The following is a 19,718-nucleotide window of genomic DNA, read 5'->3' as shown; positions in this document are numbered from 1 at the left end:
ATTATTAATTAAATTAGATTAATAAGAGTAAAATTTACTTATACAAGGAGTTCTGTATTTATGCAGAATCAAAGAATTCGTATTCGTTTGAAAGCTTTTGATTATCGCTTGATTGATTTATCTACAGCGGAAATTGTAGATACAGCAAAACGTACTGGAGCTAAAGTATTGGGGCCGATTCCTTTACCAACTCGAAAAGAGCGATTTACTATTTTGGTTTCCCCACATGTCAATAAAGATGCTCGTGATCAATATGAAATTAGAACTCATAAAAGATTAATTGATATTGTACAACCTACAGAAAAAACTGTTGATGCTTTAATGCGTTTAGATTTGGCCGCGGGAGTTGATGTACAAATTAGCTTAGATTAACATAAAAATTATTGTATAAAATTAATTTTTTCATTAAGAAAGGCGGATAAGTAATGATAGGTCTTGTTGGTAGAAAATTAGGAATAACACGTATTTTTATGGATGATAATTCATCCATTCCTGTAACTGCAATTGAAGTTCTTGATAATATTATTATACAAATTAAATCGTTAAAAAAAGATCAATATGAATCTATTCAAGTCACTACTGGAATTAAAAAAAAAAATAGTATTTTGAAACCTGAAATAGGTCATTTTATAAAATCTAAAGTACCGGTGGGTAGGGGGTTATGGGAATTTAGATGCAAGAATTCATTAAAATTTAAATGTGGTCAAAAAATAACTATACGTTTATTTAAAAAAATAAAAAAAGTAGATGTTACAGGTATTTCTAAAGGAAAAGGTTTTGCTGGTACAGTTAAACGTTGGAATTTTAGTATGCAAGATGCTACTCATGGAAACTCTTTATCTCATCGTGTTCCAGGTTCCATTGGTCAAAATCAAACCCCTGGTCATGTATTTAAAGGTAAAAAAATGTCGGGACATTTAGGTAATAAACGTATTACAATTCAAAATTTATATGTTATTAAAATAGATGAATTGAAAAAAATAATATTAATTAAAGGATCTGTTCCAGGTTGTATTGGCAGTGATTTATTAATTAAACCTGCAGTGAAGGATCAATAAAGGAGAATAAAGAGATGGAATTAATATTTCAAGGTACAGATGAAATGTATAGTTTACCAGAACATATTTTCAATGTATCTTTTAATGAACCTCTTGTTCATCAAGTTATGGTAGCATACCTAGCCCGTAAAAGACAAGGGAGTAAAGCTCAAAAAAGTAGATCGGAAGTATCTGGATCAGGAAAAAAACCGTGGAAGCAAAAAGGTACTGGTAGAGCGCGTTCAGGTTCTTTAAGAAGTCCTATATGGAGATCAGGAGGAGTTACTTTTGCAGCAAAACCGAAAAAATATTTTTTGAAAATAAATAAAAAAATGTATAAAGGTGCTATGCAGAGTATTTTTTCAGAATTAATTCGACAAAATCGTTTATTTTTATTTAAAGATTTTTTAATTGAATCACCAAAAACAAAAATATTATTGAAAAAATTAAAATTAATGAATTTTTTTCGTGTTTTAATTATTACTGATAATATAAATAAAAATTTATTATTTGCCTCTAGAAATTTGTATTCTGTATGTGTTTTAAATGTGCAATCTATTAATCCTATTAGTTTAGTATCATATGATAACGTATTAATTACTAATTCAGCAATTAAAAAAATTGAGGTTATGTTGCAATGATTTATACGGAAAAATTATTAAAAGTGCTTTTATCTCCACATGTTTCTGAAAAAACATCAGATAATATGAAAAAAAATAATACTGTAGTATTGAAAGTATTAAAGAATTCTACTAAATATGATATTAAATCTGCAATTGAAAAATTTTTTCAAGTTCAGGTATATAAAATTAATACTTTAATAGTAAAAGGAAAAAGAAAACGTCAGAAAAATAAAATTTGTAAACATAACGATTGGAAAAAAGCATATGTAATTTTAAAGTCCGGTCAAAATTTAAAATTTTTAGGTAATTCAGAATAATAATGATAAGGAGGTTATGTGGCAATTATAAAATGTAAACCAACATCTCCAGGTAGACGACATGCAATAAAAGTAGTTCATTCTAATTTATATAAAGGTCGACCATATGCGCCTTTATTACAAAAAAAGACAAAAACAGGCGGTAGAAATAATTATGGTCGTATTACAACTCGTCATATTGGTGGAGGGCATAAACAATTATATCGTTATGTTGATTTTAAGAGATGTAAAGATAATATTAAAGGTTCAGTCAAACGAATTGAATACGATCCAAATAGATCATCTAATATTGCATTAATATTATATCGAGATGGTAGTAGAAGTTATATTCTAGAACCTAAGGGTATTCAAGTAGGTGATATTATTGAATCTGGAAATTTAGTATCTATTCGTTTAGGAAATGCTTTACCTTTAAAAAATATTCCGATTGGTACTATTATACACAATATTGAAATAAAAATAGGAAAAGGAGGTCAAATTGCTCGATCTGCAGGAAATTATGCTCAGTTAATTTCTAAAGAAAACAAATATACTATTATACGATTGCGATCTGGGGAGTTAAGAAAAATTCATGTTGAATGTCGCGCTACTATAGGAGAAGTTGGTAATTCAGAACATATGTTACGTGTTTTAGGTAAAGCAGGTGGTTCTCGTCGTTATGGAATTAGACCTACCGTTCGTGGTACAGCAATGAACCCTGTGGATCATCCTCACGGAGGTGGTGAAGGTAGAAATTTTGGTAAACATCCCGTGAGTCCTTGGGGTATGAAAACTAAAGGTAAAAAAACAAGAAGAAATAAAAGAACTGAGAAATTTATTGTACGCCATAGAAATAAATAACTATATAGGATAAAGTATATGCCTCGATCTCTGAGAAAAGGTCCTTTTATTGATGCTCATCTATTAAAAAAGATTCAAAAGTCACTAAAAGAAAAAAAGAAAAAATCAGTTCGTACCTGGTCTAGACGTTCTACTATTTTTCCTAATATGATTGGATTAACAATTTTAGTACATAATGGTCATAAACATATTCCGGTATTTATTACTGAAGAAATGGTTGGTCATAAATTAGGAGAATTCTCTATTACAAGAACTTATAGAGGACATACCGTCGCAGACAAAAAAATTAAAAAAACTATTTAAAAAAAACTATAAAGAAAATTATATGAATATATTAGCTAAATATAATCAAATTCGTTCTTCTGCTCAAAAAATACGTTTAATTGCAAATATTATTCGAGGTAAAAATGCATTATCATCATTACAGATTTTATCAAATTTAAATAAAAAATCAGCTGTTTTAGTTAAAAAATTATTACATTCAGCTTTATCTAATGCTGAACATAATTATGGTTGTGATAAAAAAATATTAATTATTTCAGAAATTTTTGTTAATTGCGGAAGTAGTATGAAACGCATGATGCCTCGAGCAAAAGGTAGGGCGGATAGAATTTTAAAGAGAACAAGTCATCTTACAATTATTTTGTCAGATGTTATTTATACCGGAGGAAAGTAATGGGTCAAAAAGTACATCCTAATGGAATGCGATTAGGTGTTATTAAATCATGGAATTCTTTTTGGTTTGCCAGTAAAAAAGAATTTTCAAATTATATAGATAGTGATTTTAGAGTACGTAGTTTTATAATGAAAAAATTAATAAAAGCTTCAGTATCTAAAGTGATTATCGAGCGCCTTTCAAAGAGTATTAAATTAACTATATATACAGCAAGACCTGGTATTGTAATTGGAAAAAAAGGTGAGGATGTTGAAAAATTACGTATAGATATTTCTAAATTAACTAATGTTTCAGCTCAAATAAATATTTCAGAAATTCGTAAACCAGAATTAGATGCTAAATTAGTAGCAGATAATATTGCATCTCAATTAGAAAGAAGAATCATGTTTCGACGAGCTATGAAACGTTCTGTTCAAAATGCTATTAGGCAAGGGGCAAAAGGAATTAAAGTAGAAGTAAGTGGACGTTTAGGAGGGGTAGAAATTGCGCGTAGAGAGTGGTATCGAGAAGGAAGGGTTCCTCTACATACTTTAAGAGCAAATATTGAATATGATACTTCAGAAGCTCATACTACATATGGAATAATTGGAGTAAAAGTATGGATTTTTAAAGGTGAAATATTAGATGGAATGGTTTTTTCTAAAAAGAAAGATAAAAAAAAATTTAGTTCAGTAAAAAAAAATTCTCGAAGATATAGAAGATAAATGATGGAGATTTGTATATATGTTACAACCAAAACGTACAAAATTTCGAAAAATGCATAAAGGAAAAAATCGTGGTTTGTCTATTGATAATAAAATCAGTTTTGGAACGTATGGTTTAAAGGCTCTGACTAGAGGAAGATTAACTTCAAGACAAATTGAATCAGCTCGTAGAACTATTACACGATTTGTAAAGCGTCAAGGTAAAATGTGGATTCGTATTTTTCCGGATAAACCCATTACGCAAAAGCCTTTAGAAGTTCGTATGGGTAAAGGTAAAGGTAATGTTGAATATTGGGTGGCTTTAGTACAACCAGGTAAAATATTATATGAAATTGAAGGTATTTCAGAAATAGAATCTCGTTCAGCCTTTAAACTTGCTTCATCAAAATTACCTATTAAAACTATTTTTGTATCTAAAACGGTAATGTAATTATGAATATGATAATAGAAAAAAATATTTTACAAAAAGATTTAGAAGAAAAATTATTAGGATTATTAAAAGAACAATTTAATATTCGACTTCAATTAGCTTCGGGAAAGTTAAAAAAGACACATTTAATTCGAAAAGTAAGAAAAGATATTGCACGTATTAAAACTCTATTAATGGATCGGATCAATAATAAATTATGAATCAGAAAAAAAATATTTTACAAGGTCGTGTCATTAGTAATAAGATGCAAAAATCTATTATTATTGTTGTAAATCGCAGAATTAAACATTCTATTTACGGAAAATTTATAAAAAAAAGAACTAAATTATGTGTGCATGATGAGAAAAATATTTGTAATATTGGTGATTTAGTAGAGATTTGTGAATGTCGACCTATATCTAAAACAAAATCTTGGATTTTATTAAAAATCTTAGACAAAGCTATAATTTAAAAGTTTTTTATTTTATAACCGGAAGGCATGACAATTGCATTTATGGTTAAGTTTCATGTCTTCTATTAATTGAGTAGTAATTCATACTATTTATATTTTAAATATTTTATTAAATAATTATAACATTTAAAGGTTGTATATTATGATTCAAGTACAAACAATTTTACATGTTGCCGATAATTCTGGTGCACGTTTAGTTATGTGTATAAAAGTTTTGGGTGGTTCTCGTCGGCGTTATGCTTATATTGGTGATATAATAAAAGTAGCTGTAAAAGAAGCAATTCCTCGAAGTAAAGTTAAGAAAGGTGATGTTATGAAAGCAGTAATTGTTCGTACTAAAAAAGGTATTCGTAGATCAGATGGATCTATGCTTTGTTTTGATAATAATGCATGTGTTATTTTAAATGATACTACAGGTCAGCCTATAGGGACGCGTATATTTGGCCCTGTAACACGAGAATTAAGAACAGAATCATTTATGAAAATTATTTCTTTAGCACCAGAAGTTTTATAAAAAGGAAATTAAGAATGGCTTCGAAAATACGTTCTAATGATTTAGTGATTGTTTTAACTGGAAAAGATAAAGGTAAAACAGGTATAGTAAAAAAAGTTTATCGTGATACTAATATAGCAATTGTTAGTGGGATCAACATGGTTAAAAAACATCAAAAATCTATACCAGAAAAAAAACAGATGGGTGGTATTATTTTGAAAGAATCTACTATTCATCTTTCTAATTTATCTATTTTTAATAAAAAAATTAATAAAGCAGACAAAGTAGAATTTTTTTTTTCTTCGGGAAAAAAAATGCGTCGATATAAATCTAACCGGGAATTATTTTAACTAGATCTAGGTATATACACTATGTGCAGATTACAAAATTTTTATATTACTGATATTATTCCAAAATTAATGAATCAATTTCATTATTCTACAGTAATGGCTGTCCCTAAAATTAAAAAAATTACTTTAAATATGGGTGTAGGAAAATCAGTTACAGATAAAAAAATATTAGATTATGCGGTAAATGATTTAACTCAAATTTCTGGTCAAAAACCAATCATTACTGTTGCTAAAAAATCTATTGCAAATTTTAAAATTCGTAAAGGATATCCAGTAGGATGTAAAGTTACTTTACGAGGTAGGAGAAAATGGGATTTTTTTGATAAACTAATTACTATTGCAATACCTCGCATACGCGATTTTAGAGGTATGTCTCGTAAGTCATTTGATGGACAAGGTAATTATAGTTTAGGTATTCGTGAACAAATTATTTTTCCTGAAATTAATTATGAGAAAATTGACTCTATTAGAGGTATGAATATTACAATTACAACTAATGCTAAATCTAATCTGGAAGCTGAATCTTTGCTTTCTGCTTTTAACTTTCCTTTTCAAAAATAAAATTATAACGGTAAAATTATATGGCTAAGCAATCTATGAAAGCAAGAGAAATTAAAAGAACTAAGTTAGCAGTGAAATACTATGCTATACGATCTAAATTAAAAAATATTATTAAATCTAAGAATTCTTTAGATAAAGATCGCTGGAATGCTATGTTAAAGCTACAATCTTTACCTAGAGATTCGAGTCCTTCTCGACAACGTAATCGTTGTCGACAAACCGGACGTCCACATGCTTTTTTAAGAAAATTTGGATTAAGTCGTATGAAATTACGTGAATCGGCTATGAGAGGAGAAATACCAGGTTTAACTAAAGCTAGTTGGTAATGAATTATTTTTTAATTATTTTTGGTTATTTATTAATAGGAGCATTGTAATGAGTATGCAAGATCCAATATCAGATATGTTAACTTGTATTCGTAACGGTCAAAATTCAAACAAAATTTTTATAACAGTACCGTTTTCTAAAATAAAAAAAAATATTATAAGGGTATTAAAATATGAAGGATATATTTATAATTATATAATAAAGAAAAATAATAATTCAGAATTAAAGATTTTTTTAAAATATTATAACGGAAAATCTGTTATTGAACGTATTTCTAGAGTAAGTCGTCCAGGTTTACGTAAGTATTGTAATAAATATAATTTACCTGTAGTAATGAATAATTTAGGTATTGCTATTATTTCTACTTCACGAGGAGTAATGACTAATCGTATTGCAAAAGAGAAAGGGTTAGGCGGAGAAATTATATGTTACGTAAATTAATATTATTAATTTATATCAATAAAGGAATTTAAAAAATGTCTCGTGTAGCAAAATCACCTATTGTTATCCCTAAAAATGTAACTATTATTTTAAATAATTTGGAAATTTTAGTTAGTGGGCCGTTAGGTTCATTGAAACGTATAATGAATATATGCGTAAAAGTTGTTCAGAAAAATGATTGTTTATTTTTTTCACACGATCACTCTTCTGAATCATATGGCTGGATGCAAGCTGGTACCTATCGTTCGTTAGTTTATATGATGATTATAGGTGTGACTATTGGTTTTAAAAAACAATTAAATTTATTTGGTATTGGTTATCGTGCTACAATAGAAAAAAATAATATTTTAAAATTATATTTAGGTTTTTCACATCCTATTTTTTATAAACTTCCACCTTCAATAAAAGTAGTATTATTGCCTCAAAATGAAATTGTTTTAACGGGAATAGATAAACAACTTGTAGGACAAGTAGCAGCAAATATACGATCCTATCGTATTCCTGAACCATATAAAGGAAAGGGTATTCGTTATTTAAATGAAGTAGTTCGTATTAAAGAGGCTAAAAAGAAGTAATATGAAAGGAAAGATAAATAAAAAATATTCTCGTATTAGACGTTATACAAAAATACGAAAAAAAATACAAAGTAATTGTTCTTTTCGTTTAGTTGTACATCGTACTTCAAGACATATTTATGCACAAATTATTTCATATAATACTTCTATTATTGCTGTTTGTGCATCTACTTTAGAATTTAAAAAGTTAAAAATACAAAATATATATACCGGTAATAAAGTTTCCGCAAAATTAATAGGAGAGTTAATTGCTCAAAGAGCTTTAAAAAAGGGAATAAAAACAATTTCTTTTGATCGTTCTGGTTTTAAATATCATGGTAGGATAAAAGAGTTAGCTGAATCAGCGCGTATTACTGGTTTAGTTTTTTAATAAAAAGGATAGTATATATGCATTTTGATAAAAAATTATCAACAGAATTAAAAGAAAAATTAATTTCTGTAAATAGGGTTTCAAAAACAGTAAAAGGTGGAAGAATTTTTTCTTTTACTGCTTTAACAGTAGTAGGTAATGGTAATGGAAAAGTGGGATTTGGATATGGAAAAGCGAGGGAAGTACCTTCAGCTATTCAGAAAGCTATGGAAAAAGCACGTAAGAATATGATCTCTATCCCTTTATTTAAACATACTATACAACATTCTGTATATGGTTCACATACTGGCTCTAAAATATTTATGAAACCTGCTTCTGCAGGTACAGGTATTATTGCTGGAGGTGCAATGAGATTAATATTAGAAGTTGTAGGTATTCATAATATTTTAGCTAAGATTTATGGATCTACTAATCCAATTAATGTAGTACGTGCAACTATAGATGGTTTAAAAAAAATTAGATCACCTGAGATGATTGAAAAAAAATTAGGTAAATCTATTACTAAATTTTAAATATATGGTGTATTAATCCTTATGAAAACGATTGTTATAACACAGATAAAAAGTCAAATTGGTCGCTTGCCGAAACATATTGCAACTATGAAAGGATTAGGTTTACGTTATGTCGGTGATACTGTAGAAAGAGAAGATACTGCTGCTATTAGAGGTATGATAAACCAGGTTTTTTATATGATAAATATAAAAGAAGGAAATAAATTATGTATTTAAATACTATATCTAATTCTATATATAAAAATAGAAAAAGAAAACGTATATGTAGAGGTATTGGTTCTGGTTTAGGAAAAACCGGAGGAAGAGGACATAAAGGTCAAACATCAAGATCTGGTGGAAAAATTCGTAAAGGTTTTGAAGGGGGTCAAACACCATTATATAGAAGAATTCCAAAATTTGGTTTTGTTTCTAAAAAAAAAATATTTGTTGATGAAATCAGATTATTTGAATTAGATAATTTATCTGATATTTCAGTTATAGATTTATCTGTTTTAAAAAAAACAAATTTAATTAAAAAAAATATTAAATATGTTAAAATTATTAAAGTAGGTAACATTAACAGGCCTATTGTAGTTTCTGGTCTATTTGTTACTAAAGGAGCTCGTTTATGTATTGAGTCAGCAGGAGGAAAAATTAATAATTAAATATATAATAATACTATTAAACCATTTTTTATTAATAGAAAATACATTATGTCTACATTATATAATCTAAAAAAAAGAATTATTCTTGTTTTTATGGCAATTATAATATTTCGTATAGGTTCTTTTATTCCTATCCCAGGTATTGATATCAATGTTTTAGAACAATTTTTTTTTCATAAAAATAGTTCTTTATTAACAATATTTAATATGTTTTCCGGCGGTTCTTTAAATAGAGCATCAATATTTGCATTAGGTGTTATGCCTTATATTTCTTCTTCTATAATAATTCAGTTGTTAACATTTTTAGTTCCGCATTTAAAGCATTTAAAAAAAGAAGGAGAACTGGGAAGAAAAAAAATTAATCAATATACTAAATATGTAACTTTATTATTATCAATAATTCAGTCTATTAGTGTAGTTTCTGGATTACCCTTTCTTCCTGGAATGAATAATCTTGTCATTTGTGCTGATCGTTATTTTTATGTTATTTCCGTTATAAGTTTAGTTACTGGTACAATGTTTTTAATGTGGCTGGGAGAATTTATAACTGAAAAAGGTTTAGGTAATGGTGTTTCTTTGATTATTTTTTCAGGAATAGTTTCTAGTTTACCATCTTCAGCTATACAAACATTAAAAGTTATGAAAATTAATCAGTTTAATTTTTTATATATATTATTAATTGCTTTTATAATGATCTTTGTTGTTTTTATTGTAGTATTTATAGAGAAAAGTCAGCGTAAAATTACTGTATGCTATGCTCGCCGTCAACAAGGTCAACGTATGCATTCTGCACATAATAGTTATTTACCTTTGAAATTAAATATGGCTGGGGTAGTTCCGGTGATTTTTTCTTCTAGTTTAATTTTATTTCCATCTATTATTATAACTTATTTTCGTTATATTTTTCATAATTTTTTTTATTTGATACAGTTTTTTAATTATTTTAAATATAATCATAGTATTTATTTATTAATCAATATAACATTAATAATATTTTTTTGTTTTTTTTATACCAGTATAATTTTTGATGTTCGAGATACAGCTATAAATTTAAAAAAATCTAGCGCATTTATTCCTGGAATTCGACCAGGTATACGTACATCACAATACATTAAAAAAATTGTTTTGAAATTAACAACAATTGGTTCTATTTATACAGTATTTATATGTTTGATTCCTGATATCATGCAAGTATACTTAAAAGTTCCTTTTTATTTTGGTGGTACTTCTTTATTAATTGTTGTAGTAGTATTAATAGAATTTATTATACAAATACAAACATTAATGATGTCTACTAAATATAAAAAAATACTTAAAAAAGCCAATTTATATTTAAAAAGCTAAAATAGCATGAATGAATATTTATTTTTGGAGAAATAATGAAAGTACGTGCATCTGTTAAAAAGATTTGTAGAAGTTGTAAAATTATACGCAGAAAAAATATAGTTCGTGTAATTTGTAGTAATGATCCAAAACATAAACAAAGACAAGGGTAATTAGAATAATTTTATATATTTTAAAATATATAAATTAATTATATATTAAACTTATATTTTAATAGTAAAAAATATTTTATTATTAAATTATTTTAATAAGGAAAAATATTTGTGACAAGAATTGCTGGAATAAATATTCCTGATTATAAACATATATTAATAGCATTAACTAGAATTTATGGAATTGGTTTATCATTATCTAAAAAAATTTGTTGTACTTCAGGTATACCATATAATATAAAAGTTAGTGAATTAAAAGATAATCAAATTGAAATATTACGTTCAATAATATCTAAATTTCTTGTTGAAGGTGATTTACGTAGAGAAAAAACAATTAATATAAAAAGATTAATGGATATTGGTTGTTATCGAGGACTTCGTCATCGTAAACATCTTCCAGTTCGTGGACAAAGAACAAAAACAAATGCGCGTACATGTAAAGGACCGAGAAAGTTAATAAAAAGTAGATAATAGGAAAATATTTTATTATGTCAAAAAAAATAGCAAGTAATTCTAAAAAACGTGTAAAAAAACAAATTTTAGACGGTATTGCATATATTCATGCCTCTTTTAATAATACAATTGTTACTATTACTGATCGTAAAGGTAATACATTAGGTTGGGCAACTTCTGGAGGATCTGGTTTTAGAGGTTCAAGGAAATCGACTCCTTTTGCTGCTCAAGTAGCAGCAGAAAAATGTGCAGATCGTGTAAAAGATTATGGGATAAAAAATTTAGAAATAATGGTTAAAGGCCCAGGACCAGGTCGAGAATCAACAATTAGATCTTTAAATGCTTCAGGTTTTCGTATTACAAGTATTAAAGATATTACTCCTATTCCTCATAATGGATGTCGACCACCTAAAAAACGTAGAGTTTAATTTTATTTAAAAAAAAGAGAAATATAAATATGGCAAAATATTTAGGTCCAAAATTAAAATTAAGTCGACGAGAAAGTTCAGATTTATTTTTAAAATCTGGTGTGCGTTCCATTGAATCTAAATGTAATATTGACCAAGCTCCTGGTCAACATGGATCTCGAAAATTGCGATTATCTGAATATGCAAAACAATTAAGAGAAAAACAAAAATTACGTCGTTTATACGGAATATTAGAACGACAATTTCATAATTACTATAAAAAAGCTTCTAAATTAAAGGGAAATACTGGGCAGAATTTGCTTTTTTTATTAGAGAAGCGTCTTGATAATATTGTATATCGTATGGGTTTTAGTGCTACACGTGCAGAATCACGTCAATTAATTAGTCATAAGTCTGTTTGTGTTAACAGTAAAATTGTAAATATTCCTTCTTTTCAAGTTTCTATAAATGATAAAATATCTATTTTGAAAAAATCACAAAATCAATTACGAATTAAAGCTGCTGTAGAGATTATGAATCAACGTGAGAAATCTGCTTGGTTAGATGTAAATTATAAAAAAATGGAAGGTTTTTTATTACGTACAATAGAACGTGATGATTTATCTTCTGACATTAATGAACATTTAATTGTAGAGTTATATTCTAAATAATATAGATTACTAATATTTAGAGAGGAGAGTAATGGGGGATTTTGTAGAAGATTTTTTAAAACCGAGATTAGTAGATATTCAACAAATTAGTTCTACTCAAGCCAAGATTACTTTGGAGCCATTAGAACGTGGGTTTGGTCATACACTAGGAAATGCTTTACGGAGAATTTTATTATCTTCAATATCTGGATGTGCTGTTACAGAAGTTGAAATTAATGGTATCTTGCATGAATATACACATAAAGAAGGAGTTCAAGAAGATATATTAGATATATTATTAAATTTAAAAGGTTTATCAATAAAATTATTTGGAAAAGATGAAGTAATATTACATTTAAAAAAAAGCGGTGTAGGGCCAGTTATTGCGGCAGACATTGATTATGATTCTTCTACTGAAATTGTAAATTTAAAACATACTATATGTCATTTAACCTGCCCCGATGTTTCTATTGAGATTCGAATGAAAGTAGTAAGAGGAAGAGGATATATAACTGCTGAATCTAGTAAAGATTTAAATAAAAATAATCAAATTATTGGTAAATTATTTCTGGATGTATCCTATAGTCCTATAGAACGTATTATTTATCATGTTGAAGCTGCAAGAGTTAAACAAAGAACTGATTTAGATAAGTTAATTATAGAAATGGAAACAAATGGGACTATTGATCCAGAGGAAGCAATTAGAAAAGCAGCTACTATTTTAGCTGAACAGTTAGAATCTTTTGTAGATTTAAGAGGTATTCGTGAACCTGAAATTAAAGAAGAAAAACCTGAGTTTGAACCGATTTTATTGCGTCCTGTAGACGATTTAGAATTAACAGTTCGATCCGCTAATTGTTTGAAAGCTGAAAGCATTCATTATATTGGTGATTTAGTGCAGAAAACTGAAGTGGAATTATTAAAAACTCCTAATCTAGGAAAAAAGTCATTAACTGAAATTAAGGATATATTAGCAATTAAGGGTTTATCATTAGGAATGAAGTTAGATAATTGGCCTCCTAAAATTCTTATAGAAGATTAAATTTTTTTAAAATCAATATTTTTTGATATATAAATTAAAAATTTTTCAATTTTTTTACGGGATATAATGTTATGAGACATAGAAAAACGGGACGATTATTAAATAGAACACGTAGTCATTTACAATCTATGTTAAAAAACATGACATGTTCATTAATTAAATACGAGTATATTAAAACTACTTTATCCAAAGCAAAAGAGTTACGTCGTTTTGTTGAACCAATTATTACGCTGTCAAAATATGATACGATAGTTAATCGAAGATTAGTATTTTCTCGTATTTGTAATATTTTTACAGTAAAGAAATTATTTCATGAGTTAGGGCCTTATTTTTATTCTAGACCAGGTGGTTATTTACGTATATTAAAGTGTGGTTTTCGAAAAGGTGACAATGCTACTATAGCATATGTAGAATTAGTTGGTCGAAATTTTTAAAAATTATTAAATAGGTTTTAATGAATTTTTAAATTTATAATTTTAATAAAAAACGGCATTTTTATGCCGTTCTTTGTAATAATTTTTATACTTTAAAAGTATTAAAGATTATTTTAATATAGAATGTTTAATAAATAGTTTTTTATTTGTATGTATAATTTGACTTATGTGTATGGTTTTTTTACCTGGTATTTGTATTTTTTCTATATTTAATATTCCTTTTTTAGTATTTATTTGTATTCCTTTTTTATTGATTTTAATAATTTCCCCGCAATAAAAATTTTTTTTATTAAACGATATAATTGAGTGTTTTTTTATTTTTATAAAATAACCATTAATAAAAAATTGACAACATGGCCATGGAGTGAAAGCTCGAATTAATCGATCAATCTGTATAACTGAGAGAGACCAAGAAATTCTTGAATCTCTTTTTTTTATTTTTGGTGCTTTAGTTTCAAGATTTTTATCTTGTTTGTAATATTTTTTTATATTTGGATTATTTATTATATTTAGAGATTGATACATACATTGTAATGAGATTGGAATTAATTTTGCGCATAATGTTGTAGTAGTATCAGTTGAATTAATAGGACAAGTTAATGTATAAATTATTTTTCCAGAATCAATATTAGAATTCATTTTTATTACACTAATTCCTGTTTGTTTATCTCCTGATAATATTGCCCATTGGACAGGAGCTGCTCCTTTCCATCTTGGCAATAGCGATGCGTGTATATTAATGCCACCTAAAGGAAATAATTTTAAAATTTTTTTAGGTATTATAGATCCATAAGATGATACAATTAATATATTTGCTTGTATATCAAGAATAGATTTATAAAATTTTTTTTCAAATAAATCATTTGGTTGTAATATTTTTATATTATTTTTAATTGCAAATTTTTTGATAGATGAAAAAGGATTATTTTTTTTTTTACAATATATGTTATCTGGTTTAGTTATTATAGCTGATATAACATATTTTGAATAAAATAATGAATATAAGTGAGCTAATGAAAAATCATTGCTACCTGCGAAAATAATTTTTAATATTTTTTTTGACATATTTTAATATAAATAGATTATTTTATAAAAAATATATTATTAATTAATATAATCTATAAATAGTTTCCCGATTAAATGATCCATTTCATGTTGGATACAAACAGATAATAATGATCTCGCTTCTAATATAAATAATTGTCCGAGATGATTAATTGCTTTTATTTTAATATAGCTTGCTCTATTAATTATAGCTGTTTTTTTAGGAATTGATAAACAACCCTCTTTTGTACGAATATATTTGTGATTTTTTTTTAAAATAATAGGATTTATTAAAATTAATTCTGATTGATTAGGTGTTAGTGAACTAATTACGATAATTCTTTTTAATATATTTATTTGTGGTGCAGCTAATCCAATTCCATTATTAGCATACATTGTATCAAACATATCATTTATAGTTTTTATTATTTTATAATTGATTGTTTTAATTGGTTTTGATTTTAATCGTAAACGATAATCTGGAAATTTTAAAATTTTACGTATAGACATAGATATTATTTATATATATCAGTTAAATGTATATTTAAATTTGTATAATGAAATGTCTTAAAAAGACAAGTAAAATTCTATAATTATAAAATTTTATTTTTTTAAATATTTTATATTTTTATAAAAATTTATTTTAAAAAGTTTAGGAAATAGTATGAAAAAAGAAACATTAAAAAAAAAAATAAAATATATTTTATTATTTGGTAACCCAGTAAAGCATTCTTTATCTCCTGTTATTCATAAAAATTTTTCTAAAGAGATAAAAATAAACTACAATTATAGTACTTTTTCATGTAAAAAATCAAATTTTTTTAAAAATGTAATAGAATTTTTGAATTCAGGTGGTCATGGATGTAATATTACAGTACCTTTTAAAAAAGATGCATTTAATATCCCTGATCAATATAGTGAAAAAGCATATATTTCTGGTTCTATAAATACTTTAGTAAAAATTGAAGATAATAATTTTTTAGGTGATAACACAGATGGTATTGGTTTAATATATGATTTAAAGCGTTTAAAATATTTAAAGAAAAAAAATACTGTAGTATTATTGCTAGGTTCTGGTGGTGTAGCTTATTCTATTGTATATCATTTATTGAAGGAAAAATGTTGTATTTTTGTTTTAAATAGAACAATGATTAATTCTATTAGATTAGTAAAAAAATTTAAATGTTTTGGAAAAATTTTTATTTTTTCAGATTATTTATATGAAAATCATTTTGATATCATTATTAATGCTACTTCTTGTGGATTAAGTCATCAATCTCCTTTTTTTCCAAAAAAACTAATTTTTCCTCATACGAAATGTTATGATATTTCTTATTCGAAAAAAAATGTATTAACTCCTTTTTTATCATTTTGTAAATATTTAGGTAGTCAATATTATTCTGACGGGTTAGGTATGTTAGTAGCTCAAGCGGCATATTCATGTTATTTATGGTTTAACATATTACCTGATATTAAAAAAAATATTGATATATTAAGTTCTACCTTGTAGATATGTAATAAAATTAAAAATAATTTTTTAAAAATATATATTTTTTATTTAATAAAATAGATTACAATTAAAGTAAAATTTATTTTTTTATGTTTTTTTTTTAAAAAAACATAAAAAATACTTGACACTTTTAATTCATTCTGTAACATTAAAAATTAATGATTATTTTATTTATTTTTTAGAGTCCTCTTCGTCTAGTGGTTAGGACATCGCCCTTTCACGGCGGCAACAGGGGTTCAAATCCCCTAGGGGACAAAAATTAAAAATATTTTTGTATACTAAAAAAAAATATATGATATAATTATTTTGTAATAAAAAAAAAGATTGATTTTAATGTTCTTTAAAAATTTGGATATGATTGAAAATTTAGAAAAACACCTGTGGGTTGTAAGGTTAAGCAGAATAAGCGTGTTTGGTGGATGCCTTGGCATTCAGAGGCGATGAAGGACGTGCTAATCTGCGATAAGCGTCGGTAAGCTGATATGAAGCGTTATAATCCGATGATTTCCGAATGGGGAAACCCGATGTTCAAAACATCATTATTAATTGAATTAATAGATTAATAAAGCAAACCAAGGGAACTGAAACATCTAAGTACCTTGAGGAAAAGAAATCAATTGAGATTCCCTGAGTAGTGGCGAGCGAAATGGGAAAAGCCTAGAATTATAAAGGAATAAAAATATAGTAGAATAATTTGGAAAAATTAACGATACAAGGTGATAGTCCTGTATATGAAATATTTTTGTTCTGGAATTCAAAAAGTAGAACGGGACACGAGAAATCTTGTTTGAAGATAGGGGGACCATCCTCTAAGGCTAAATACTCCTGAATGACCGATAGTGAACTAGTACCGTAAGGGAAAGGCGAAAAGAACCCCGGTTAGGGGAGTGAAATAGATCCTGAAACCAAATACGTACAATCAGTAGGAGCTTTTAAATATTTGAAAAGTGACTGCGTACCTTTTGTATAATGGGTCAGCGACTTGTATTTTGTAGCAAGGTTAACTTATTTTAGGGAGCCGTAGGGAAACCGAGTCTTAAATGGGCGATTTATTTTTATAGTTGCAAGATACAGACCCGAAACCCGGTGATCTATCCATGAGCAGGTTGAAGGTTGGGTAAAACCAACTGGAGGACCGAACCGACTGATGTTGAAAAATCAGCGGATGACTTGTGGTTAGGGGTGAAAGGCCAATCAAACCGGGAGATAGCTGGTTCTCCCCGAAAGCTATTTAGGTAGCGCCTCGTGAACTCATCTTCGGGGGTAGAGCACTGTTTTGACTAGGGGGCCATCCCGGCCTACCAAATCAACGCAAACTCCGAATACCGAAGAATGTTATCACGGGAGACACACAGCGGGTGCTAACGTTCGTTGTGGAAAGGGAAACAACCCAGACCGTCAGCTAAGGTCCCTAAATCATAATTAAGTGGGAAACGATGTGGGAAGGCATAAACAGCCAGGATGTTGGCTTAGAAGCAGCCATCATTTAAAGAAAGCGTAATAGCTCACTGGTCTAGTCGGCCTGCGCGGAAGATATAACGGGGCTAAATTATGTACCGAAGCTACGGCAATAAAGATTTTTTTTATTGGGTAGGGGAGCGTTCTGTAAGCCTGTGAAGATGTTTTGTAAAAAACATTGGAGGTATCAGAAGTGCGAATGCTGACATGAGTAACGATAAAGCAGGTAAAAAACCTGCTCGCCGAAAAACCAAGGGTTCCTGTCCAACGTTAATCGAGGCAGGGTAAGTCGACCCCTAAGGTGAGGCCGATAGGCGTAGTCGATGGGAAACTAGTTAATATTCTAGTACTTATTTTTACTGCGAAGGGGGGACGGAGAAGGTTAGGTTATCCGGGTGTTGGTAGTCTCGGTTTAAGTATGTAGGATGGAAAGTTAGGAAAATCCGATTTTCTATATAAAATCTAAGATACGAATACGAATTATGTAAATAATGAAGTAACTAATACCACGCTTCCAAGAAAATCCTCTAAGCTTATAGGTAAAAATAAATCGTACCCGAAACCGACACAGGTGGTTAGGTAGAGTATACTAAGGCGCTTGAGAGAACCTGGATGAAGGAACTAGGCAAAATAGTGCCGTAACTTCGGGAGAAGGCACGCTAACATATAAGTGTAAAAATTTACTTTTGAAGCTTAAGTTAGTCGCAGATACCAGCTGGCTGCAACTGTTTATTAAAAACACAGCACTGTGCAAACACGAAAGTGGACGTATACGGTGTGACGCCTGCCCGGTGCCGGAAGGTTAATTGATGAAGTTAAGGGAAACCTAAAGCTTTTGAGTGAAGCCCCGGTAAACGGCGGCCGTAACTATAACGGTCCTAAGGTAGCGAAATTCCTTGTCGGGTAAGTTCCGACCTGCACGAATGGCGTAATGATGGCCAGGCTGTCTCCATCCAGGACTCAGTGAAATTGAATTTGCTGTGAAGATGCAGTGTACCCGCGGCAAGACGGAAAGACCCCGTGAACCTTTACTATAGCTTGACATTGAGAATTGATTTTTATTGTGTAGGATAGGTGGGAGACATAGAAATTAGTGCGCTAGTATTAATGGAGTCAACCTTGAAATACCACCCTATAAACATTGATTTTCTAACCTTATATCGTTATCCGATATAGAGACAGTGTCTGGTGGGTAGTTTGACTGGGGCGGTCTCCTCCCAAAGAGTAACGGAGGAGCACAAAGATTGGCTAATTACGGTTGGACATCGTAAGGTTAGTGCAAAGGCATAAGCCAGTTTAACTGCGAGCGTGATAATGCGAGCAGATGCGAAAGCAGGTCTTAGTGATCCGGTGGTTTCTGTATGGAAAGGCCATCGCTCAACAAATAAAAGGTACTCCGGGGATAACAGGCTTATACCGCCCAAGAGTTCATATCGACGGCGGTGTTTGGCACCTCGATGTCGGCTCATCACATCCTGGGGCTGAAGCAGGTCCCAAGGGTATGGCTGTTCGCCATTTAAAGTGGTACGCGAGCTGGGTTTAGAACGTCGTGAGACAGTTCGGTCCCTATCTGCCGTGGGCGTAGGAAAATTGAGAGGGGCTACTTCTAGTACGAGAGGACCGAAGTGGACGTATCTCTGGTGTTCGGGTTGTCATGCCAATGGCATTGCCCGGTAGCTAAATACGGAAGAGATAAGTGCTGAAAGCATCTAAACACGAAACTTGCCTCAAGATTAGTTTTCCCTGTTAAATATATTTAAAAATTATATTTACTGAAGGGACGTTGGAGACTACGACGTAGATAGGCTAGGTGTGTAAGCATAGCAATATGTTCAGCTAACTAGTACTAATGACCCAATAGGCTTGACCTTAC

At 28.8% G+C, this 19,718-nt stretch carries 31 protein-coding genes, 1 tRNA gene and 1 rRNA gene; 31 read left to right on the top strand and 2 right to left on the bottom strand.

Annotated features, from left to right (window positions below):
* Nucleotides 1–60 precede the first annotated feature (60 nt).
* The 28 genes from rpsJ to rplQ all read left to right on the top strand — a co-directional run bounded on the left by rpsJ (nt 61) and on the right by rplQ (nt 13,833).
* The gene (rpsJ, locus tag BUCIPICE3303_RS01770; protein ID WP_154049393.1) at nt 61–372 is read left to right on the top strand and encodes a 30S ribosomal protein S10; all 312 of its coding nucleotides are present in this window, start codon (nt 61–63) and stop codon (nt 370–372) included.
* Nucleotides 373–425: 53 nt separating this feature from the next.
* Entirely contained in the window at nt 426–1,058 is a 633-nt protein-coding gene (gene rplC, locus BUCIPICE3303_RS01765) for a 50S ribosomal protein L3 (RefSeq protein ID WP_154049392.1), read from the top strand.
* A gap of 14 nt (nt 1,059–1,072) precedes the next feature.
* Nucleotides 1,073–1,678: a 50S ribosomal protein L4 gene (rplD, locus tag BUCIPICE3303_RS01760; protein ID WP_154049391.1), complete on the top strand. Its 606-nt coding sequence runs from the start codon at nt 1,073–1,075 to the stop codon at nt 1,676–1,678.
* The gene (gene rplW, locus BUCIPICE3303_RS01755) at nt 1,675–1,977 is read left to right on the top strand and encodes a 50S ribosomal protein L23 (RefSeq protein WP_154049390.1); all 303 of its coding nucleotides are present in this window, start codon (nt 1,675–1,677) and stop codon (nt 1,975–1,977) included. Before rplD ends, rplW begins: the two co-directional genes overlap by 4 nt.
* A gap of 18 nt (nt 1,978–1,995) precedes the next feature.
* Entirely contained in the window at nt 1,996–2,817 is an 822-nt protein-coding gene (rplB, locus tag BUCIPICE3303_RS01750) for a 50S ribosomal protein L2 (protein ID WP_154049389.1), read from the top strand.
* Between the two features lie 18 nt (nt 2,818–2,835).
* A complete protein-coding gene (gene rpsS, locus BUCIPICE3303_RS01745; protein ID WP_154049388.1) occupies nt 2,836–3,120 on the top strand; it encodes a 30S ribosomal protein S19 in 285 nt (94 codons plus the stop codon).
* Nucleotides 3,121–3,142: 22 nt separating this feature from the next.
* Complete coding sequence (gene rplV / locus BUCIPICE3303_RS01740) at nt 3,143–3,493, top strand: 50S ribosomal protein L22 (RefSeq protein WP_154049387.1); 351 nt, start codon at nt 3,143–3,145, stop codon at nt 3,491–3,493.
* On the top strand, nt 3,493–4,197 hold the full coding sequence (gene rpsC / locus BUCIPICE3303_RS01735) for a 30S ribosomal protein S3 (protein WP_154049386.1): 705 nt from the start codon (nt 3,493–3,495) through the stop codon (nt 4,195–4,197). The genes rplV and rpsC overlap by 1 nt, the downstream gene beginning before the upstream one ends.
* 19 nt (nt 4,198–4,216) lie before the next feature.
* Entirely contained in the window at nt 4,217–4,627 is a 411-nt protein-coding gene (rplP, locus tag BUCIPICE3303_RS01730) for a 50S ribosomal protein L16 (protein ID WP_154049385.1), read from the top strand.
* Between the two features lie 2 nt (nt 4,628–4,629).
* Entirely contained in the window at nt 4,630–4,827 is a 198-nt protein-coding gene (gene rpmC, locus BUCIPICE3303_RS01725) for a 50S ribosomal protein L29 (protein ID WP_154049384.1), read from the top strand.
* Entirely contained in the window at nt 4,824–5,078 is a 255-nt protein-coding gene (gene rpsQ, locus BUCIPICE3303_RS01720) for a 30S ribosomal protein S17 (RefSeq protein ID WP_154049383.1), read from the top strand. Before rpmC ends, rpsQ begins: the two co-directional genes overlap by 4 nt.
* Nucleotides 5,079–5,220: 142 nt before the next feature.
* Nucleotides 5,221–5,592, top strand: a complete 372-nt coding sequence (gene rplN / locus BUCIPICE3303_RS01715; RefSeq protein WP_154049382.1) for a 50S ribosomal protein L14 — start codon at nt 5,221–5,223, stop codon at nt 5,590–5,592.
* A gap of 14 nt (nt 5,593–5,606) precedes the next feature.
* Entirely contained in the window at nt 5,607–5,921 is a 315-nt protein-coding gene (rplX, locus tag BUCIPICE3303_RS01710) for a 50S ribosomal protein L24 (protein WP_154049381.1), read from the top strand.
* A 21-nt stretch (nt 5,922–5,942) separates the two neighbouring features.
* On the top strand, nt 5,943–6,482 hold the full coding sequence (gene rplE / locus BUCIPICE3303_RS01705; protein ID WP_154049380.1) for a 50S ribosomal protein L5: 540 nt from the start codon (nt 5,943–5,945) through the stop codon (nt 6,480–6,482).
* 20 nt (nt 6,483–6,502) lie between these two features.
* Nucleotides 6,503–6,808 carry a 30S ribosomal protein S14 gene (rpsN, locus tag BUCIPICE3303_RS01700; protein WP_154049379.1) on the top strand — a complete coding sequence of 102 codons (306 nt, stop codon included), beginning with the start codon at nt 6,503–6,505 and terminating at the stop codon, nt 6,806–6,808.
* A gap of 49 nt (nt 6,809–6,857) precedes the next feature.
* A complete protein-coding gene (rpsH, locus tag BUCIPICE3303_RS01695) occupies nt 6,858–7,250 on the top strand; it encodes a 30S ribosomal protein S8 (RefSeq protein WP_154049378.1) in 393 nt (130 codons plus the stop codon).
* Between the two features lie 35 nt (nt 7,251–7,285).
* Nucleotides 7,286–7,825, top strand: coding sequence for a 50S ribosomal protein L6 (rplF, locus tag BUCIPICE3303_RS01690; RefSeq protein WP_154049377.1), 540 nt, complete (start codon nt 7,286–7,288; stop codon nt 7,823–7,825).
* Between the two features lies 1 nt (nt 7,826).
* Nucleotides 7,827–8,195, top strand: coding sequence for a 50S ribosomal protein L18 (gene rplR / locus BUCIPICE3303_RS01685; protein WP_154049376.1), 369 nt, complete (start codon nt 7,827–7,829; stop codon nt 8,193–8,195).
* Between the two features lie 17 nt (nt 8,196–8,212).
* The gene (rpsE, locus tag BUCIPICE3303_RS01680; RefSeq protein ID WP_154049375.1) at nt 8,213–8,707 is read left to right on the top strand and encodes a 30S ribosomal protein S5; all 495 of its coding nucleotides are present in this window, start codon (nt 8,213–8,215) and stop codon (nt 8,705–8,707) included.
* A 21-nt stretch (nt 8,708–8,728) separates the two neighbouring features.
* On the top strand, nt 8,729–8,923 hold the full coding sequence (gene rpmD, locus BUCIPICE3303_RS01675; protein WP_154049374.1) for a 50S ribosomal protein L30: 195 nt from the start codon (nt 8,729–8,731) through the stop codon (nt 8,921–8,923).
* Nucleotides 8,914–9,351, top strand: coding sequence for a 50S ribosomal protein L15 (gene rplO, locus BUCIPICE3303_RS01670; RefSeq protein ID WP_154049373.1), 438 nt, complete (start codon nt 8,914–8,916; stop codon nt 9,349–9,351). Before rpmD ends, rplO begins: the two co-directional genes overlap by 10 nt.
* A 48-nt stretch (nt 9,352–9,399) precedes the next feature.
* Nucleotides 9,400–10,695 carry a preprotein translocase subunit SecY gene (gene secY, locus BUCIPICE3303_RS01665; RefSeq protein WP_154049372.1) on the top strand — a complete coding sequence of 432 codons (1,296 nt, stop codon included), beginning with the start codon at nt 9,400–9,402 and terminating at the stop codon, nt 10,693–10,695.
* Nucleotides 10,696–10,730: 35 nt separating this feature from the next.
* On the top strand, nt 10,731–10,847 hold the full coding sequence (gene rpmJ / locus BUCIPICE3303_RS01660; RefSeq protein ID WP_154049371.1) for a 50S ribosomal protein L36: 117 nt from the start codon (nt 10,731–10,733) through the stop codon (nt 10,845–10,847).
* 111 nt (nt 10,848–10,958) lie between these two features.
* Entirely contained in the window at nt 10,959–11,318 is a 360-nt protein-coding gene (rpsM, locus tag BUCIPICE3303_RS01655) for a 30S ribosomal protein S13 (protein ID WP_154049370.1), read from the top strand.
* 17 nt (nt 11,319–11,335) lie between these two features.
* A complete protein-coding gene (gene rpsK / locus BUCIPICE3303_RS01650) occupies nt 11,336–11,728 on the top strand; it encodes a 30S ribosomal protein S11 (RefSeq protein ID WP_154049369.1) in 393 nt (130 codons plus the stop codon).
* A 29-nt stretch (nt 11,729–11,757) separates the two neighbouring features.
* On the top strand, nt 11,758–12,378 hold the full coding sequence (gene rpsD, locus BUCIPICE3303_RS01645) for a 30S ribosomal protein S4 (protein WP_154049368.1): 621 nt from the start codon (nt 11,758–11,760) through the stop codon (nt 12,376–12,378).
* A gap of 31 nt (nt 12,379–12,409) precedes the next feature.
* Nucleotides 12,410–13,399, top strand: a complete 990-nt coding sequence (locus tag BUCIPICE3303_RS01640) for a DNA-directed RNA polymerase subunit alpha (protein ID WP_154049367.1) — start codon at nt 12,410–12,412, stop codon at nt 13,397–13,399.
* A 71-nt stretch (nt 13,400–13,470) separates the two neighbouring features.
* Nucleotides 13,471–13,833, top strand: a complete 363-nt coding sequence (rplQ, locus tag BUCIPICE3303_RS01635) for a 50S ribosomal protein L17 (protein WP_154049366.1) — start codon at nt 13,471–13,473, stop codon at nt 13,831–13,833.
* A 108-nt stretch (nt 13,834–13,941) separates the two neighbouring features.
* Here rplQ and fmt read toward each other — a convergent pair whose 3' ends face one another.
* Nucleotides 13,942–14,898 (bottom strand): methionyl-tRNA formyltransferase, encoded by a 957-nt coding sequence (gene fmt, locus BUCIPICE3303_RS01630; protein WP_154049365.1) that lies wholly within the window; start codon nt 14,896–14,898, stop codon nt 13,942–13,944.
* 39 nt (nt 14,899–14,937) lie between these two features.
* Nucleotides 14,938–15,387, bottom strand: coding sequence for a peptide deformylase (def, locus tag BUCIPICE3303_RS01625; protein WP_154049364.1), 450 nt, complete (start codon nt 15,385–15,387; stop codon nt 14,938–14,940).
* A gap of 154 nt (nt 15,388–15,541) precedes the next feature.
* Here def and aroE point away from each other — a divergent pair, with 154 nt between their 5' ends.
* The 3 genes from aroE to BUCIPICE3303_RS01610 all read left to right on the top strand — a co-directional run bounded on the left by aroE (nt 15,542) and on the right by BUCIPICE3303_RS01610 (nt 19,716).
* Nucleotides 15,542–16,387, top strand: coding sequence for a shikimate dehydrogenase (gene aroE, locus BUCIPICE3303_RS01620; protein WP_154049363.1), 846 nt, complete (start codon nt 15,542–15,544; stop codon nt 16,385–16,387).
* Nucleotides 16,388–16,570: 183 nt separating this feature from the next.
* Nucleotides 16,571–16,642: transfer RNA gene (locus BUCIPICE3303_RS01615), tRNA-Glu, on the top strand.
* 136 nt (nt 16,643–16,778) lie between these two features.
* A 23S ribosomal RNA gene (locus BUCIPICE3303_RS01610) occupies nt 16,779–19,716 on the top strand.
* Nucleotides 19,717–19,718 lie beyond the last annotated feature (2 nt).

The sequence above is a fragment of the Buchnera aphidicola (Cinara piceae) genome (assembly GCF_900699035.1).
Lineage (GTDB): Bacteria > Pseudomonadota > Gammaproteobacteria > Enterobacterales > Enterobacteriaceae > Buchnera_F > Buchnera_F aphidicola_AV.
This window is presented reverse-complemented; position numbering and strand designations above follow the sequence as displayed.